This window comes from Cutibacterium modestum (genome assembly GCF_008326345.1).
GTDB classification, from domain to species: Bacteria; Actinomycetota; Actinomycetes; order Propionibacteriales; family Propionibacteriaceae; genus Cutibacterium; species Cutibacterium modestum.
Map to the genome: position 1 here is coordinate 404,900 of NZ_BJEN01000001.1, position 15,286 is coordinate 420,185.

General features: G+C 59.8%; 10 protein-coding genes and 1 pseudogene. 5 read left to right on the forward strand and 6 right to left on the reverse strand.

The genetic code is table 11. The features are described 5' to 3' along the window. Positions 1-184 precede the first annotated feature (184 nt). From F1563_RS13960 to F1563_RS13415, 5 genes are all read left to right on the forward strand, one after another. On the forward strand, positions 185-811 hold the full coding sequence (locus tag F1563_RS13960) for a hypothetical protein (protein ID WP_238330714.1): 627 nt from the start codon (positions 185-187) through the stop codon (positions 809-811). Beyond that, positions 744-3,419: a right-handed parallel beta-helix repeat-containing protein gene (locus tag F1563_RS02035; RefSeq protein WP_238330715.1), complete on the forward strand. Its 2,676-nt coding sequence runs from the start codon at positions 744-746 to the stop codon at positions 3,417-3,419. Before F1563_RS13960 ends, F1563_RS02035 begins: the two co-directional genes overlap by 68 nt. 176 nt (positions 3,420-3,595) lie before the next feature. After that, positions 3,596-3,787: a hypothetical protein gene (locus F1563_RS02040; protein WP_002527345.1), complete on the forward strand. Its 192-nt coding sequence runs from the start codon at positions 3,596-3,598 to the stop codon at positions 3,785-3,787. A gap of 157 nt (positions 3,788-3,944) precedes the next feature. Continuing rightward, the gene (locus F1563_RS02045) at positions 3,945-4,229 is read left to right on the forward strand and encodes a hypothetical protein (protein WP_002527346.1); all 285 of its coding nucleotides are present in this window, start codon (positions 3,945-3,947) and stop codon (positions 4,227-4,229) included. Position 4,230: 1 nt separating this feature from the next. Then, on the forward strand, positions 4,231-4,899 hold the full coding sequence (locus F1563_RS13415; RefSeq protein ID WP_172623550.1) for a hypothetical protein: 669 nt from the start codon (positions 4,231-4,233) through the stop codon (positions 4,897-4,899). Here F1563_RS13415 and hrpA read toward each other — a convergent pair. The 6 genes and pseudogenes from hrpA to F1563_RS02080 all read right to left on the reverse strand — a co-directional run. Beyond that, the gene (gene hrpA / locus F1563_RS02055; RefSeq protein ID WP_149302530.1) at positions 4,858-8,952 is read right to left on the reverse strand and encodes an ATP-dependent RNA helicase HrpA; all 4,095 of its coding nucleotides are present in this window, start codon (positions 8,950-8,952) and stop codon (positions 4,858-4,860) included. The two genes, F1563_RS13415 and hrpA, sit on opposite strands and share 42 nt — an antisense overlap. 172 nt (positions 8,953-9,124) lie before the next feature. Continuing rightward, entirely contained in the window at positions 9,125-9,979 is an 855-nt protein-coding gene (locus tag F1563_RS02060; protein ID WP_007433794.1) for a universal stress protein, read from the reverse strand. A 92-nt stretch (positions 9,980-10,071) separates the two neighbouring features. After that, the gene (locus F1563_RS02065; protein ID WP_002527351.1) at positions 10,072-11,004 is read right to left on the reverse strand and encodes a T3SS (YopN, CesT) and YbjN peptide-binding chaperone 1; all 933 of its coding nucleotides are present in this window, start codon (positions 11,002-11,004) and stop codon (positions 10,072-10,074) included. Between the two features lie 168 nt (positions 11,005-11,172). Further along, on the reverse strand, positions 11,173-14,022 hold the full coding sequence (locus tag F1563_RS02070; RefSeq protein WP_002527352.1) for a vitamin B12-dependent ribonucleotide reductase: 2,850 nt from the start codon (positions 14,020-14,022) through the stop codon (positions 11,173-11,175). An 81-nt stretch (positions 14,023-14,103) separates the two neighbouring features. Beyond that, positions 14,104-14,610 carry a transcriptional regulator NrdR gene (gene nrdR / locus F1563_RS02075; protein ID WP_081414882.1) on the reverse strand — a complete coding sequence of 169 codons (507 nt, stop codon included), beginning with the start codon at positions 14,608-14,610 and terminating at the stop codon, positions 14,104-14,106. A gap of 229 nt (positions 14,611-14,839) precedes the next feature. After that, a pseudogene (locus tag F1563_RS02080) lies at positions 14,840-15,188 on the reverse strand (hypothetical protein); the annotation flags it as partial. Positions 15,189-15,286: the final 98 nt, after the last annotated feature.

Genomic DNA, 15,286 nt, shown 5'->3' on the forward strand with positions numbered 1-15,286 from the left:
GTTACTATTTATCCGCCCATGATGTCGCCGCACCCGACACAGCACTGGCGCACATCCTGGCGAATAAGTGGAAAGACAGTGATGTCTCAACGAGGTCTAAGGGGGCTCCTTGACCCATCAGTGGGCGGACCTCGGAGAGGCCTACGGAACAATTCCAACCTCTGAACGAAGGAGTTCATCCCACATGAGGTATCAACGAACAACGGGATTCTGGCTTACCGGAGTCATCGCCGCCGTAAGCCTGGGCCTCGTCGCCCTGCCATCCCCGAACACGGCGATGGCCGATCCCAGCACCACCCAGACAACTCACGTCGATTGCTCGTCCTCCGCCTCGGGGGATGGATCAATCGACCATCCTGTCAATGGCGTTGACAAACTAGACAAGGCATTCGGCCCCGGAAAGCGAGTCCTGTTCAAACGAGGCACTACCTGCCGGGGGACGGTAGTCGTCAATGCCTCGGGCACCAACCACGCCCGTACGCTCATCGGTGCCTACGGCCAGGGGAAGGCCCCCATCCTCGACGCACAGGGATCGGCCACGAACCAGCGTTCGGTGATCGAGGTCGACGATCGGTCGCACATCACCATCCAGGATCTCACGGTGCGCAACGGGTGGTTCAGCAATATCTCAGTCGAGGCCCATAACGGACATGTTATGGAGGGCATCACCGTCCAACGGCGTCGCGGTCGAGGAAAACGCCTGGAAGGGTGGCCCCAACAAGGTCACCGACAACTTCTGGGTCATGGGAGTCGGCGGTGTTATCGTCATGCCCTGCTCGGCCAGATCGGCCATCAAGGATGTCGTCATTGACCAGGTTGAGGCCTCGCGCCAGCACTATGCAGGCGTCCAGGTGGGGTACCATCAGCTCCACCCGTGGAGTGACTATGAAAAAGGCATCAAACGCGACGGCTACATGGTGCCAACGTGTTTTGATCAGGAGAGCAAACCCTATCCACACGTCTCTCCCGTCACCGGGATCCAGAACGCCGTGATCTCCAATTCCTCATTACACGACAACGACGCCATGGGGGCAGGAATCTTCGGGGCCACTGACGTACTGCTGCGCAACAATGATCTCTACCGCAACGGTTCGGGAATCGGAAACCCGGGAAACACCATGAACGGAACAGGCGCCTGGTGGGACACCACCAGGCACGTAACCGCTGAATGGAACAACGCCTGGGGAAACCGAGTCGGGTACAGAGGTCAGGACGGCACTGGGCTCGACGCCGACCGCAACACCAAGAACTCGATCATCCAGAACAACTATCTGCACGACAACGGCGGCTATGGCGCCTCGGTGATCGCTGCGTACGGTGACGCAAGTGCGACGATCCGGCATAACCTCATGGTCGACAATGGCACCCACGATCCAGACAGGTCCTCAGACATCATGATCTCGTCCTATTCCTCGCCTACCGAGGACGGCCGATCGGTAACCGGACAGGTCAGCGGCTTGTGGATTTACGGCAACACCATCCACCGCGACCAGGGCAAGGGCAATGCCCCCGGTATCCGGCTGCAAAGCCGATACCGTCCGAACACCGCAATCTCGATCGTCAATAACATCGTCAATCGCCCCGGTCGTGGCGGTATCTACTCCTTCCAACCTACAGATGCAGCCGAGGTCGACATGGTGCGCGGAAACCTCGTCAGTACCGACGGAACCTTTGCACGCACCCAAGACGTTGAGGGACGTCCCACCTTCCTATCCACCGCACGCGATAACATGAACTGGCCTAAGGGCGACTCGTTCCGGCTGGCTGCCACTTCGCTAGGAGCCAGGAACGCCGTCGGCTACGACAACGCGACCCTCCCGGGCAAGGCTCCGACAGCCCGGGGCGCGACAGATTTATGGGGCACGACCATTCCCGAAAAGTCCGGATTCGCCATCGGTGCCGACGTTGCGCCAGGGAAGGCCGCATCCGCAACCCCGAGATCTACACCGTTGGCACCTAGGCCAGTCTCGCCCGAACCGACGGTACAAGCTCCCCAGCTACCATGGCGGAACACCATCCCGGAGTACGAGCTCCCGTCACAATATGTGTCAACCATCATGCGGGCTCCGAAAACCGACCGGCAATACCTCGCCCATCCCGATACCATCAAGACCCGCAGCGGACGTCTCGTCACCACCTTCGCGAAGGGCCACGGCAAGGGCCCCATCATCATGATGATTTCGCAGGATCGGGGTCGGACGTGGGTCGAGAAAAAGAACACCCCGGCATCATGGGCAGGCTCGCAGGAAACCCCGACCCTATTCACCCTCGACATGCCAGATGGACGTGAACGACTGCTACTGGTCTCGGCCAATCCCGGCTGGGGAACCGATCTGGCCGGACATCGGCATGGTTTCAACACCTCGTACTCCGACGACGATGGAGACACTTGGAGCGAGTACAAGCACTTCCTGACCAAACGTGACCACGGAAACGTTGACAACGACGCCATCGTTGCGATGGCCTCACTGGTCCAGCTCCGGGACTCCCAAGGCAAGCCTCTCCCGAGATGGATGGGCATCTACCACGACCACGAATACGTCAACTACAAAACCATCCTGAGTTTCGACGGCGGCGTCGAAACGTGGTCCGATCCGGTACCCCTGCTCGCTCAGCACCGTGAGATCGAGAGGGAGTACCAGATGTGCGAGATTGGCATGTTCCGCTCCCCTGACGGCAAGCACATCGTCGGCTTAGCCCGCAGTCAGTCCCACCGGCACCGTGCCACCCTCATCCAGTCCGGTGATGAAGGCCAGACGTGGTCCAAACCGAAGGAGCTGCCGGGTTCCCTGGCAGGAGAGCGCCACAAGCCGGTCTACGACCCAATCACTGGTCGCGTCGTGGTGTCGATGCGGGAGATCCGCTACGACCTCAACGGCAACGGCACTCATGACGGCGCCAAAGACTGGCGCGCCGGAAATTGGGTCGCATGGGTGGGCAGCTACGACGAGCTAATAAACCAGAAGGAGGGTCAGTACCGCATTCTGTTGTCGCATGACTGGTCGCAAAGTATCTACGGCGGCGACACCGGCTACAGCGGGGTCGTCACCTTCCCCGACGGCACCTTCCTCATGACCTCCTACGGGCACTGGGACGAGGCCTTTTCACGGTCATGGGTCGATCCGGCCACGCACCACTACAAGGTGACGACGGACCTCTCCTACATCCGTCAGGCGAAGTTCACCCTGCGTGACTTCGAACGAGCCAACGGCATCGCGCCACAGCCCAAGCCGAGCGTCAAGCCAACGGTGGCTCCCACCGCAGCCGTAACACCAACACATCCGGTGACGGCTGCGCCCTTTGCGAACGAATCGCGCCTCGTATCCGAATCAGATGCGCCGGTCACGGGGCCCGCACCGAAGGTTGGGGTACCTCGCCCGGGGCTACCCGTTGCGGCGTATGAAGTAGTTGCCCCATGACCACACGGCTATCCGCGGTGCCTACTACGGCGACAGGACGATGGGCTACAGCCTAGGGGTCTCCGTCCGCTCAGGGTAGAGTTGAAGTAGTGGGTCTGGCCACTAACAACGAACGGATGACAACACACAAAGCACCACCACCCTCCGCAATGATGCACGGGAGAAAAGGTATGACAATGCGTTCCGATACTGCCGCACGCCACCGATGGGTGCGCGCATCATGCTCTCCCCGTTTCGCCCACGGACGGGATGGGAAAGCCGGGTACGGTGCGATAGTGGCCATCGGCATGTTGACTACCATCGCCCTGACGACCCCACCAGTCAACGCCAACCCCACCGAGGGGGAGCCCACTCCGATCCATCCGTGACGGCTGCGTCGGGATCGATCTCCTTGACCCCCCAGGTTCCCTCAGGAGTCATGACGATCATTGACGGCGCTTTGTCGGTGCGTGTGCGTCCTGACTTTTCCCAGGTGATCAACTACACATTGGGGGTAAGTCTCTTGTTGGTCAGTATGGTGGAGCCTTGACGTCCATTAACATCGATGGTAAGGATCACAGGGTCAGTGTCGGCAAACCGATCGCAGGCAAGAACAACGTGAGTTACCGGTTGGCTTTCGCTGATTTGCCAGATGTGTCCATGACCGCACAGATCAGCGGCACGCTTACTTACAAGCTCACCGACATCAAGGATCCGGACAAGCAGGTACATCGCATCCTTGTCCCCAACCTTGACCTGGTCAGCGTCACCGGCACCCACTCCCAGATGATGGCCGCCGATATCTCGGTCGATCGTGGCAAGGCTCATTGACGTGCCCAAGGCAGACCTCGGTTCCGGTACTGTTTGGATGATTACTGCCAACACGTCGACTCTGGCAGCCGGATTCGAGACGAACGCTATCGGCGACAACACCATCGACAACGGTGGCAAGGCCACGGCTCGTTTCATCCACACGACCAAGAAGATCGTCGAATTTGATGAGCCTGCAACCGGTCCGTTCGTCAAACTTGTGGAGACCTCCTCCCAGAGTGGTCAACCATTCGGCGGTGCCGGTGAGATTCGTCTCTCCGCCACCTGCTCGAGCGGATCAACGCCGGCAGTGCCCAGTGCCTCGGAAACGCCGCGCACCCCAACCGACCCCGACGGTCACGCCCAGTTTGCACCAGCCAAACAACCCGAAATCCTCGAAAACCCTGACCCACCTCGGCCAACACAGCCGCCCCACCCAGATGCCCAGCACCGGGGTCCAGGGAAACGGGAAGGTTTGGCCCTTGTCGGGGACTCGCAATACTGCGTGCCGAGTGAATGGCACACCTGCGTCGCTGGCGGTGATCCCAAGGCGCTAAGACGATCGACGGTGGGCGCGGTCATATGGTCTCGCCCACCGTTGGACCATCATGAACGGGGTACCACGTCATTACCCCCCCCTGACCCGTACTCAACCAACGCGCGCCATCACGGCGCGAATCCGCTTCGGTGACACGCTGACACGGGTACCGAGTTTCTGGGCGAAGTACTGAATGCGCAATTCCTCCAGCATGAACCCGATTTCCTCGACCTCGGCGGGTAGTTTTCCGGCCGGTTGTTTCTCGCATAAGGCGTCATAGTCGGCCAAGAGAGGCTCGAGTTCTGCCATTTGACGCGGATCGCGCGAGAGGTTGGTCATCAGGGATTCGATACGCACGCTCACCCCCTGAATCCAGCGCGGCATGTCGTCATACCAAGGGTCCGGGGTAGCCGAGATGAAATTCTCGAAAACGAGGTCGTCAATCTGGGCGGTGATGTCGTCTCGGATCGTCGGATCCGAGACGGTTGTCAGAGCCTGACGAGCCTCAACAAGACGGCTGAGGACCCTGCCAGCGGTACGCACCACTCGAGCCATCCGGTCGGCCTGGTCCTGCCGAACGGCCATGACAAGGTCATCGAAGGACTGTTTATTGCGAATCCCTGATAGATCGCCGGCTTTCTCGTGGGCTACCGAAGCGACCGCCTTGTGACGGGCATCGGCCAAGAGGGCCGAGACGCTAGGGTACGGAGAGGTTGCCACGGCTAGCTTGGTGGCGTTGTCCATGTGCGTGACGACCCACTTCGTCGGATCGGGAAGGTTGAGGACGAGCAACCTCACAACGCCAGCAGCATGGCTGGTGCGCTGAGCGCGGGGATTGTCCAGGACGGTGGTGCCAACGGAAACTCCCTCATCGACCAAACATGGGTAACCGACGGCGTCAGCGCCTTCGCGCGACAGACCGATCCGTTCCGGAATCGGATCGAAGGTCCACTCCCTCGCGCCGTGGATCTGGGATCGTCCTGCGGCCTTGGTTAATGATTGGGAGACCTTGGAAGCCAGATCGGTCTGCAGCGCCTCGAGATCCTCGGAGCGGGCAATGGGGGCGGACTGGAATCCCTTGGGCTTGTTCTTGGCATTCTTTCTGGACTTTTTACCGACGGGTTTTCCCTCGGCGTCAACAATGTCGAAACCTACCCGCAGATGGGCCGGGAGGGCCACAATGTTCCAGTCATCAGGATTGACGATGACGCCAGTGAGAACTTTGAGTGCTCGTCCGAGTTCTTCGGTGAAAGGGGCCTGACAATTAGCATCGTGGTCTTCCAACCAAGTCAGTGCCGCTCGGGCATGGTCGGGAGCGGGAACCAACTGGGTGCGAATGCGCTTAGGAAGAGTGCGAATGAGCTCCGTCGCTAACTCGGTACGCAGACCTGGAACCTGCCAGCTGAACGGCGCGGTGGGCACCTGGTTGAGCAGTGCCAATGGGATAGTGACGGTAACGCCGTCGTGCCCGGATCCCGGCTCAAAGACGTAGTGCACCGGCAGGTCAAGGTTTCCGACCTTCCAGTGGTCCGGGAAAGCATCAGCGTCCACGGAGTCGGAGTCGACGAGATCGTCGATCGACAGGTCAAGCTGGTGATGATCCTGCACCCGGCGCCACCAAGCGTCGAAGTGTGAGCCAGAGACGATCTCGTCAGGAATCCGGCGGTCGTAAAAAGTGAAGATGGCGTCGTCGTCGGCCACCAAGCCGCGCTGGCGGCTGCGCTCTTCAAGATCCGCTGCCTCGTCACGGACCCAATCGTTATGCCTGAGGAATTCGTGAGGAGATCGCCAGTCCCGCTCTACCAGGGCCGACCGGATGAAGATCTGTCGAGACCCCACCGGATCGATCTGGCCGTAGTTGACGCGACGATCAGCCCACAATGGCACCCCGAAAAGGGTGCCACGCTCGGTTGCGACTACCGATGCTGTTGAGGCTGCCCAATGCGGCGCCGTCCAGGAGCGCTTGATGAGAGGGCCCGCAATCTCCTCCACCCACTCGGGTTGGACAGCCGCGACTGTTCTGGCCCACAGCCGAGAAGTCTGCACCAACTCAACAGCTACAACGAGTTCGGGTGACTTGCGCGCCAGCAGTGATCCGGGGTTGATGGCGAACTTCGTGCCGCGCGCGCCGAGGTATTCCTGCGGCCTAGAATGCTGGCCGCGCCGCTTAGACGACTCCCGGACCTGAGCCAGACCGATGTGAGACAACAGTCCCGAGAGTAGGGCGACGAGAACCCGATCGGTCGGAGCAGGAGTGCGGTTGACCTCCAAGTGCAGTTCCTTGGCGATCTGGCGGAGTTGGCCGTGCAGGTCGTCCCACTCACGCACTCGCAAATAGTTGATGTACTCAGCCCGACACATGCGGCGAAAGGCCGAAGACCCCATCTGACGGCGCTGGTGACGCAAATAACGCCATAGCCGATGGATGGCCATGATGTCACCACCCTCGTCAATCCCAGCTGCCTGGGTACGCGGGGAGGTCTTGCCGAGACGGGAATTGGTGTGCGGGGTGTGACGTGTCAGACTTCCGGATTTAGGAGTATTGACGGTTTTCTGGCGGATATGTTGTTGACGGACTTGCGACCAGTTCCCCACCCGATTGTTATCGGTGCTGTCAGCTGCCTGGAGGGTCTGCAGCAAGCTGACCTCGGTGGCAAAACGGCGATGGAAACCGTCAGCCTCCTCACGTTTGTCTGCGGGACGCTCCCGGACGTCACGGATCGATAGGGCCGCGACGATGACGAGGACCTCAGCCAGGCTGCCTTGCTTCGCTCCTTCAAGGAGCATGCGGCCCAGCCGCGGGTCCAGGGGCACCCGGGCCAGCTGGTGGCCAATCTTTGTCAGGCGCGGAGAGTCACAGTGTCCCGGTTTGAGGGCTCCCAGCTCGTCGAGGAGTCGGATTCCGTCATTGATCTGGGAGCGATCCGGAGCCTCGACGAAGGGGAAATCGGTGATGGCGCCGAGCCTGGCCTGGGCCATCTGAAGGATGACCGCGGCCAAGTTGGTCCGCAGAATCTCTGGCTCGGTGAATTCGGGACGGGACTTAAAACTGGCCTGGGAGTACAGCCGGATGCAGATACCCGGTGCCACTCGGCCACATCGTCCGGCCCGCTGGTTGGCGCTGGCCTGGGAGACCGGCTCAATAGGCAGACGCTGGACCTTGGTGCGCACCGAGTACCGCGAGATACGGGCAGTTCCCGGATCGATGACGTAGCGGATCCCCGGCACGGTCAGGGAGGTCTCAGCGACGTTGGTGGCCAGCACGATTCGTCGTCCGGTGTGTGGGGTGAAAACCCGATGCTGCTCGGTGGCCGACAGGCGCGCGAAGAGCGGCAGGACTTCGGTATTTAACAGGTTGAGGTCGGCTAGCGACTCGGCGGTCTCACGGATCTCCTGTTCACCGGCTAGAAACACGAGGATGTCACCGCTCCCCTCGCAGCAGAGCTCCTGGACCGCCCGGCATATACCGGTGACTTGGTCGACCACCTCGTCATCCGGGCTCGTCGAAGTGGGGATCGATGGGCGATCGGGGAATTCATCCTCGTCGTCAACGCCGTCCTCGTCATCGGGACGGACCTGCTCGGAAGGATCTAGCGGGCGATAACGCACCTCAACGGGATATGTGCGCCCCGAGACCTCGATAACTGGGGCGTCGTCGAAGTGAGTGGAAAACCTGGCGGTGTCAATAGTGGCCGAAGTGATGATGACTTTAAGGTCGGGACGTCGTGGCAGCAACTGCTTGAGATAACCCAGCAGGAAGTCGATGTTGAGACTGCGCTCGTGAGCCTCGTCAATGATGATGGTGTCATAGGCGCGCAAGTCGCGATCATGAGAGATCCCAGCGAGAAGCACGCCGTCTGTCATGACGGTCAGAGCGGTGTTAGAGGTAGCGCGGCGGGTAAAGCGGACCTGATAGCCGACCTGCTCCCCCAGCTCAACCCCCATTTCCTCGGCAACTCGTTCTGCGACACTGCGCGCAGCGATCCGTCGGGGCTGGGTATGGGCAATGTGACGGCGCCCCAGAGCCAGGCAGATCTTAGGGAGCTGGGTCGTCTTTCCCGAACCGGTCTCGCCTGCCACCACCACGACCTGGTGACCCTTGACGAGGTCAGCAATTTCGTCGGCGTGTGCCGCTATCGGGAGCTCAGTGTCGAAGGTGACGGCTCCCCCACCGGGCAGTTCACCTTCCAGTCGTGAATCAGGCATGGCCGAATCAGTTTATGCGACGCCTCCAACACCCAGCGACCGAATAATGCTCACGTGTGTTGGTTTTCACAACCGACCCCACGCGACACCAATCATCGCGATGACGCCCATGGCCACTTGGCCTTCGTAACCCCGCTGCAGTACTACGATCTGTTTTCAGACAGCAGTTTAGTCAGTGGCAGATAGCCAGCGGCGATTGAGCGTGCGCCATAATGCCGCGACTCACACCACCTGCGGTCCAGCCCAAGATCGGGTGCTTCTTCATGCCAATAACAAGGAGGTCAACGTCGTCTGAGAGATCGACCAAAGCGTCGACGGGTTCTCCGGAAAGCACGCGGGTCTCGATCGCGACATTGGGATGCTCATCGGCGAGCGGCTTGACGATTTCGTTGAGTCGTTTGAGAGCCTCGTCATGAACCTTCTCGGAGTCGTCACCAGGGACCGTCACCGCGAGCAGCTTGCAGTCACGGTGATGTGCTTCGGCGAATCCGAAACCGACAGCTGCAGTTCCCTCGCTCTGGGGGCCAACTGCGACCGCGACACGCTTCTTGCCGCCGGTCGGCTCCGGGGTCGAGGCACGGGAGATGACAACGACGGGTGCTGCCGACATGCCGGCCACAGCCACTGAGGTCGACCCAACGAACATCCGCTCCAGGCCTGAGGTAGCGCGACGGCCGACGACAACGAGCTGGGCATCGACGCTGCGATCGGCCAGAATAGCCGCGGGGTTACCCAGGACGACCTCTCCAGAGATCCGATCGGGATCCATTCCCTGCTCAGTCGCAACATGGATAGCGTCGTCAACAACGACCTGGCCGGCATCCTGCAGAGCGGTCGGGTCGTAGACGACTCCCCAAGCGCCCGCAACAGCGGCGTCATCAACGGCGTGAAGGACGATGAGATCAGCGTCTCTTCTGATCGCCGATCCTGCGGCGTAGCGGGCAGCGCGTAGACCGTCCTCGGAGCCATCGACTCCGACAATGACGGTCGTGCGGCGAGCCTTCGATGAGGTTCGGTCGTCAGTCATGGTGGTCCTCCTCAATGAGACATCAAAGGCATTTGCCCTTGTCATATTGTCCCATCATTTGGATCATTTGGCTTGAAGCAAAGCATGTCAGGTCAGGAACCTTCTTCAAAAGTAGTTCTCCCCCGCAGTTTACGGGCCAATTCATTGTCCAACCCATCGGCCAATCGGGACATGATGGAGACGGCCTGGTGAAGATGTGCGGCGACAAAGGGGCGGGCCATCACCGACATCGTCACGAACACTCGATCTTGGTGAAGGGCAAAACGCCCGTAACGGGACTGAACGTTAAGGTCGTTGAGAACCTCGACGGCGCGGGAACGTCCCTCGACGTCATGGACGAGAGCAGCAAAAAGCAACAATTCGGAGGCATCAGGAGTGGTGCGCACGAAGACCATGCACGTCCCCACTCGGATAGCAAAGTCACCCTCACTATCCCGGATGGCCGGGTGGCCGAACATTTGGGACAATTCATCAGCCACGAGACGGTCGAGGTGATCTTTGTCTACCGGCATGATGGCGGGCACACTAACCGCCTCCGTGGGAGACAACGGGGGCTCAGGCTGCAAAATTTCCGCAAGCTGGTCAGGGGCCAGGAACACCGGATGCGGAACACCGAAGATGTCGCGCAGGGTCGTTACTGCCAATTCAGCGAGCTGTTCGGAATCGTCCTGACTTTGATACACCCAGTAGTTGTCAGTGCGGTGGACTTTGCAGGTTCCAGGATCCTGCCATCCTAGGGAGCTCAGGCCTTCTAGCTGGCCCGACGTAAGGTGTGCGCTCTCCGGTAAGCAGCTATTGCTGGACGCTTCTGCAAGAATCATCGCGGTTTCATCGCTACAACCAGGATCGTCTTGCACGAAGCGGATGAAAGGAGCCGTGTCGGTGCGCGCCGACAAGGTTGAGATCGTGAGCTCGCCGTCGTCATCAATGACAGAGACGACTTCCGTCAGACGCTCGGCGAACTGGTCCCACGCCTGCGCGGTGCTGCGATCCAGGTCGAACGCGAAGTCTGGTGGCTCGTCCATAACTCCAACCTAGTAGGTCGAGCCATTATCTGCAGCCGCCTCCCGCGATCCCGCTATGCAATGCATAGGCCGGAGCACAGCCAGCCTCTGAATGCCGGTGCGGGCCACACATGGAACAGACGGCGGGGGCGCAGTTTCTGCTGCGTCCCCGCTCCGGTCACAGCGTCATCAGCTGCAACCGCTGGTTGAACCGCACCCCTCGCAGACGTAGCACGATCCCGAGGGACGCATCTTCGTTCCGCAGGTCAGGCATAGCGGGGCATCAACCTCACGGCCCATCTGCTCCTCGAGGAGCTCGGCGCTGGTGTGTGCCCCACCAACCCGTTCGACCGTCTCCTGGGTTGCGAAGAGACCGGGCTGGTTAGCCCCATCCTCGTGCACTCGGACGCGGTCGGCCGGCGTGTCCTTGAGGGTCTCAGAGTCGATGAGCTCATCTTCCTCAGACAGGTACGAACCCGTCTCGACGTAGCGAGCACGCTCGGCAGCCGTGTAGATACCCAGCTCAGCGCGCTCATCAAAGTCAAGGTAGTCGAGAGCCAGACGACGGAAGACATAGTCGATGATCGACGAGGCGATCCGAATGTCAGGATCGTCGGTCATGCCGGCTGGTTCGAACTTGAGATTGGAGAACTTCTGGACGAAGGATTCCAGCGGAACGCCATACTGCAAGCCGATGGACACCGCAATAGAGAATGCGTCCATAACACCGGCAAGGGTAGATCCCTGCTTACCAAGTTTGAGAAAGATCTCGCCTAAGCGTCCGGAATCGTAAGCGCCGGTGGTGAGGTAACCACCGGCTCCCGCGACCTGGAAGCTGGTGGTACGGCCCATGCGTGACTTCGGCAGACGCTGACGACGAGGGCGGTACTCGATACGGACTTCCGGCTCAGCCTTCTCGTCCTCTTCTGTCTTCTTAACCTCGGAGAGAGGCTGACCGACCTTGCAGTTGTCGCGGTAGACGGCAAGAGCCTTGAGGCCAAGCTTCCAGCCCTCCATATAGACCCCGGCGATGTCCTCCACGGTAGAGGACTCCGGTAGGTTGACGGTCTTGGAGATGGCACCAGACAGGAAGGGCTGGACGGCAGCCATCATCCGTACGTGCCCCATCGGGGCGATGAACCGGGTGCCCATGGCGCAGTCGAAGACCTCGTAATGAGCCTCATCGAGGACAGGAGCACCAACAACCGAACCGTTGTCAGAGATGTAGGCGATGATCTTCTCGGCCTGCTCAGGAGTGTAGCCGAGATTCTTCAGAGCACGCGGCACCGTCTGGTTGACGATCTGCATTGAGCCGCCGCCGACCATCTTTTTGAATTTGACCAGAGAGAAGTCTGGTTCGATACCGGTGGTGTCGCAATCCATCATGAAACCGATGGTGCCGGTCGGGGCAAGCACAGAGGCTTGGGCATTGCGGAAACCATTGGTACGACCAAGCTTGACAACTTTATCCCACTCCGCCTTGGCAGCGGTCAAAACGGTGGTGTCGTTGTCGTGTAACGGGTGAACCTGACGGTTGGCGTCACGATGCTTAATCATAACGGCCTGGTGCGGCTCAGTGTTCTCGGCGTATCCGGCATAGGGGCCGACGATGGCAGCCAGTTCGGCGGAACGTCGGTAGGAGACGCCAGTCATGAGGGATGTGATGGCAGCTGCGAGAGCACGTCCGCCGTCGGAGTCATAACCCAGGCCTAGTGCCATGAGGAGGGCGCCCAGGTTGGCGTAGCCGATACCGAGCTGACGGAAGTTACGGGTCGTCTCGCAGATAGCCTCTGTTGGGAAGTCGGCAAAGCAGATGGAGATGTCCATCGCGGTGATAACAAGCTCAACAGCTTTAGTGAACCTCCCGACGTCAAAGTGGTCGTCCTCATCGAGGAACTTGAGCAGGTTGAGGCTAGCCAAGTTACACGAGGAGTTGTCCAGACTCATGTACTCCGAGCACGGGTTGGAGGCATTGATTCGGCCACTGTTTGGGGTGGTGTGCCAAGCGTTGATGGTGTCGTCGTACTGCAGACCCGGGTCAGCGCACTCCCAAGCAGCTTGGGCGATCTTGCCGAAAAGCTCTTTGGCATCAACGGTATCAAGCACCTTTCCAGGCTCAGTGCGGGAAGTCAGACCGAAGGGCTGGCCCTGCTCAACAGCCGTCATGAAGGCGTCGGAGACACGCACCGAATTGTTGGCGTTCTGATACTGGACACTGACGATGTCACGACCGCCCAGGTCCATGTCAAACCCGGCATCACGCAAAGCACGGATTTTGTCCTCCTCGCGCGCTTTAGTCTCGATGAACTCCTCGATATCGGGGTGGTCGATGTCGAGGACGACCATCTTGGCGGCACGACGAGTCGCACCACCTGACTTGATGGTTCCCGCCGAGGCATCAGCACCGCGCATGAAGGAAACCGGACCAGAAGCCGTGCCGCCAGAGCTCAGTAGTTCCTTCGAGGAACGGATGCGGGAAATATTAAGACCAGCACCAGAACCACCTTTAAAGATGAACCCCTCTTCCCGGTACCAGTTGAGAATCGACTCCATCGAGTCATCCACCGAAAGAATAAAGCAGGCGCTGACTTGCTGAGGGCTCGTCGTACCCACGTTGAACCACACCGGGGAATTGAAGCTGAAGAATTGGTGCACCAACAGCCAGGTCAACTCCTCACCAAAGATCTTGACGTCGTCGTCAGACGCGAAATAACCGTTTTCGCGTCCAGTGGTCACGTAGGTATTGACGACTCGATCAATGAGGGTCTTGAGACTATCTTCGCGAGCCGGCGTGCCCAGGGCACCACGGAAGTACTTATTAGTAACGATCGTCGAGGCGTTAACGCTCCAGAAGTCGGGGAACTCGACTCCGCGCTGCTCAAAGACCACATCGCCGGTACGCCAGTTCGTCTGCACGACGTCACGGCGTTCCCAGATCACCTCGTCATAAGGATGAACACCCTCAGTGCTGAAGGTGCGCTCGACGTGCAGCCCCTTAGAGCGGCTCGTCCTGCGTGGTGCGGACTTGGTCTCGGTCATGGCTCCCTCTGTATTTTCAGTGATACGGGTGGTTTGTCGGTACTCGGTGTGAGCTGTGCAACATGCTCGACGCACAGCTCGTCAGAACAGCGGCTCGTCCTGCTTTGAGGACCGTTTACGGCCCGAGGACTTCGCTTTGTCCGGGGACTCATCTCGCAGCCGATCAATCTCAGTGGCGAAGTCCTCAATGGTGTCGTAGTTCAGATAGACGCTGGCAAACCTCAGGTAAGCGATGGGATCAAGCTCACGCAGTGGTCCTAGGATCGCCAATCCGATTTCCTCGCTGGGTATCTCCGCGGCTCCTCGGGCCCGCAGACCGTCCTCGACGCGTTGTCCCAGCAAAGCCAGATCAGCGTCTGTGACCGGACGCCCCTTGCATGCGTTACGCACACCACGGATCACCTTGTCACGGGAGAAAGGTTCCTCGATGCCATTGCGCTTATGAACCGTCATCTGCATGCGTTCGATGGTCGTAAACCGCCGCTCACACATCGGGCACTGCCGCCTCCGACGGATCGCAGTACCGTCTTCGCATACCCGCGAATCCAAGACTCGTGAGTCATCATGCTGGCAGAATGGACAGCGCATCATCACCTCCTTCCCCAACCTCACTAGGCTCCGAACATGTGGTTTGCCGTTGTCCTAGAAGACTACCCCCAACCGGGAGCAAAAACACAACTTGTAGGGATTACAAAGTTAACTACCACAACATCTGGTGCCTACAGGTGGTTTTCGAGGACGGCGATGAGCCGTACGTCAAGCCGGCACGCGCGACACGCCGAAAACGAGTACCTCCTGTAACCGGCTCCGCATGCCAGGAACTGACATCGGACAGCACCGCAGGCTGTTGCCCGTTGACCTGAACAACGCCCATATGGCCCTCATGGCCACTGGATGGGATCCCCTTGCCAGACCTGGCTAAGACGTCCTAGGGCGAGAATCACCCCGACGATCATTACAGCGATGGTTGCCAGCACAGCAGCATCCCAGAACCGGTCATGACGGGACCGATGACGCGCAATCGCGCCGGGGCGTCCCGCCATCAATTCCTGTCGGTCAATAACGACCACTGATTCAGCCAACTCATCCTGCCACGGTCCGACGACCAGATCACCTCGACGACCGAGCGTCGTCTCGATATCCCACTCGTACGTCTGAGCACTCATCGGATCACCTCTCTGTTAACGAGAGCCATCCGCTCCCGTCAGCGGCCCCGGGAGATGCCCCGGGAAGGGGCCGGAGACCAGAGGTCTTCCGGTGCCAT